Source organism: Streptomyces sp. NPDC002306 (assembly GCF_053593435.1).
The window spans coordinates 1-3430 of the sequence record NZ_JBSFCK010000116.1 but is presented as its reverse complement, the minus strand read 5'-3'; the positions used below and the strand labels follow the sequence as shown (position 1 = coordinate 3430).

Genomic DNA, 3430 nt, shown 5'->3' with positions numbered 1-3430 from the left:
CTGCCCGCCGGGCAGATACGAATTCGTCGTGGTCTCCCGCAGGTCCACATCGGCCGCGTTCTTCTCGGCGTAGGTCTTCGTCAGCCGGCCCGCGGGGTCGTGCTCGTAGGCCAGTTTGCTGGTGGCGCGGTGCGGCACCAGCGGTGTGTCATCCGCCTCGATCTTCGTGGTGACCGATTCCAGTGGCAGATGCACCAGCCACGCGTCCTTGCGTGCGTCGCTCATATCGAACGTGGTGGTGACATCCGAGGTTGCGCCGCCCGTCGTCTGCGACTGCTGACGTGTGGCATTGCCATAAAGGTCGTTCTCGCCCGCTGTCCGGGTCCGGCGATCAGCATTCGCCGGCACATCAATCGCATAAAAATGGGTGCGCGGCGTGGCCGTGGGATTAGCCGAAGCATTCAGCGCCCAGTCCACCGCGGCCTCTTCTTCCCACACCTTGACTTCACTGGAGTAGTCGGGAAGAAGAGTCTGTTTCGGCTGCACGGTGTAGGCGAGGGTGGCGAACGTGGACCGGCGTTCCCACGTGGTGACCGTGCGGGACACCCGCACCCCACTCTTATCGGGGTGGGCGGCCGCCCCGGCTTGGGTGAGTTTCCCGGTCACCGTGGTCACCGTCTTGGGCCGGCCCGCAAACGGGTAGTCATGCCGGCTCTGTCCCCGGTCGAAACGTGTGGTGTTGTCGAACTCGGTGACCGTCTCACTGGGCCGCTGCGGATCCCACACCGACGTACTGCCAAACCCCAGGAAACCCCGGCCCTGCACATCAAAGACGGGATCGTTGTAACGGTACTCCGTTACCCGGCCCCCGTTGGTGATGGCCGCCTGGTTGGCCGGGTCCAGCAGATGCTCGAACGACGTCACCTTCCGTACCACCAGCAGCCCATGACGGCGCATCGACTGCAACGGGAACGCTACCGCCGTCGTGATGTCTTTTTGATCCGTCCACTCCGTGGAATACTCGATCTTCTGCCGCGGCCAGCGGGTATTAGCACTGTCTCCCACCTCTACCAGCACATCCTGGCCTGCTGCAGCAGTCCCGCTGGAATTCGTCACCCGCACCAGCGCACTGTTACCCGCCGTGCCATCCCCGCGGTACGTCATGAAATCCGGACGGCCGTCGTTATTGAAATCCCCCAACTGCGACAGCGAGAAATCACCACGCACCCTTTCCACGCCGCTGTGCAGCCACGCCGGGTTCGCCACTCCGGGCATGTTCGCATACCCGCCCGCCCCATACAGGACCGTCACACCGCCACCACTTGCCGACGGACCGTTCCACGCCGGCATCGCACCGATCGCCTGCTCATGGAAAATCACAAAGTCGGACTTGCCGTCCTGGTCCATGTCCGCGACCCGCATCCCCCGGTTCCCGCCATCCCTACCCGGGACCATGTCGCCCACCGGCCACGCCGGCAACACCGTAAAACGCTTCGCCGGCGTGAACCCGTTACCGGTGTTGTAACGGATATCAATCCGCGGGCTGTCCAGCCACTCCACCAACGCCGCATCCTGCAGGCCATCACCGTTGAAATCCCCCGGCACTAACTCCCGCTCCGCCGGTATCGCCGGGTCCCCGTGATGTCCCTGCACCGGGTACTTCCCGTCAAACGGCTCCACCACAGACTCGATCGTGCCGTCGTCCTTCTGCGACGCCTTCACCCAGTCGCCGCTCGAGCACCCCCGCGTACTGCCACCCCGCGCGCCGGCCACCAAATCCATCCGGCCGTCACCCTCAAGATCCGCATAAAACGGCTGGCAGAACGTCTCCGCTAACTCCGTCGACGACGCCTCAAACTCCGTCCCGGTATTCTTCCGATACCGGTACTTGCTTTCCGGCCGATCCGGCGTGCCCTTCTCCCGCTCCACCAAATCCAGCCGACTATCACCATCAATATCAGCAAAATCGGCGGTCTCGCTCAGCCGAGACCCCGCAAACAGTCCCGTACTCCCCCCCACCTCAAAAACATGTGTGCCCGCGTTCCACCGCAGCACATCATTCGAACCCGTCGTGACAACATACTGGGTCGGCGCGACCAGCTCATCAATACCGTCACCGTCCACATCCACCGGACGGCTCTCCGTCAACAGCCGGCTCGGCGCCACCTGATACCGGTCCGCAGCCGCAGTGATCGACCCATCCGCATTCCGCCGGCTCATCCACACAAAATTGTCCAGCGTAAGGACATCAGAACCCTGGGTGTAGAGATAGTCATCCGCACCATCCCCGTTAAAATCACCCGTCTGCACCGCATGCGGCATCACACCCGGAGTCGACTGCCGCGACAGCAGAATCCCCGACTCCTGCACCACCGGAGTCGAAAACTGCGGCTGATCCGAAGCATACTTAAACGTCTTCGACCACGTACACGTCCCCAACGCACCACACTGCTGCACCGACGTCAGCACCGACCGCTTCGACTGCACCCCCTGCCCATACCCCAAATTGTATTTCCACAACAACGACGTCGACTGCGGATTAGGCCCATGCATCTCCACCGACATCAACCGGTGCGATAGATGCTGACTCACCCCCGCACTCCACAGAAACTCCCGATCCGGCCGGGCCGTGGTCTCATACGCAAACTTCACAAAACGACGGGCCGTGCCATCCACCGTCGAATAAGAAATCTTATCCGGCTGAAACGACACACTCCCGTCCGTTACACCCCCCACATCCGCCAGATCCCGCCGATACGAATACGCCACCGTATTCCCCGACCGGTCCGACTCCTTCGCCAACAACCACACCCACCGCACCGGATCACCATCCGCGCGTAAAACCGACTCATCCCCCGACAACCGCTGCACCAACTCCGGACGATACTCACGCACCGTCCCGCCCGACGTGAAAACCTCAAACCACTTCGGACCTAACCCATCCGTGTCCTTCGACACCACCTTGACGAAAGAATCCGCCTCCGTCCGATAATCCGTCTCCGACCCCCCATACAACTTCCCCGACACCAACTTCTGCCCATCCAGACAGAACCGGTCCGCATCCCCCTCATCCCCATCAACATTCCTCAACGACACCCCCGACCGCTTCCCCTCAGAAGCCACCGACTCCCCACACCGCGTAATCCGCGACAACCCCGAAACAGACCACCCCACCCCCACATCACCATTCCCCGCCCCCGACGCATAACTCAAACCCAACGACGGCTGCACACCCCCCGGCCCCGCCGGCACCCTCAACGGCACCGAAAACGACGCCACCCCCCCAGGCGACACCGACAACGACCCCGCCCCAAACCCCACCGACGACCCCGCCCCCACCCCATCCCCCACACCCGGACCAAACCCCGTCCCCCCCGGCAACACCGGCCCAACATCACCAGGCGCAGCAAACGACACCCCCGGCCCCGAAACCACCCCCACAACAACCGCCAAACCCACCACTACACGCAACCAACCACCACCACGACCC

At 63.0% G+C, this 3430-nt stretch carries 1 protein-coding gene and 1 pseudogene; both read right to left on the bottom strand.

Annotation, left to right across the window (positions count from 1 at the left end; translation table 11 throughout):
- Nucleotides 1-2898, bottom strand: a 2898-nt coding sequence (locus ACWCQK_RS42150; RefSeq protein WP_451164540.1) for an FG-GAP repeat domain-containing protein, incomplete at its 3' end; no start/stop codon positions are given.
- Between the two features lie 189 nt (nucleotides 2899-3087).
- A pseudogene (locus ACWCQK_RS42145) lies at nucleotides 3088-3219 on the bottom strand (SpvB/TcaC N-terminal domain-containing protein); the annotation flags it as partial.
- Between the last annotated feature and the right edge of the window lie 211 nt (nucleotides 3220-3430).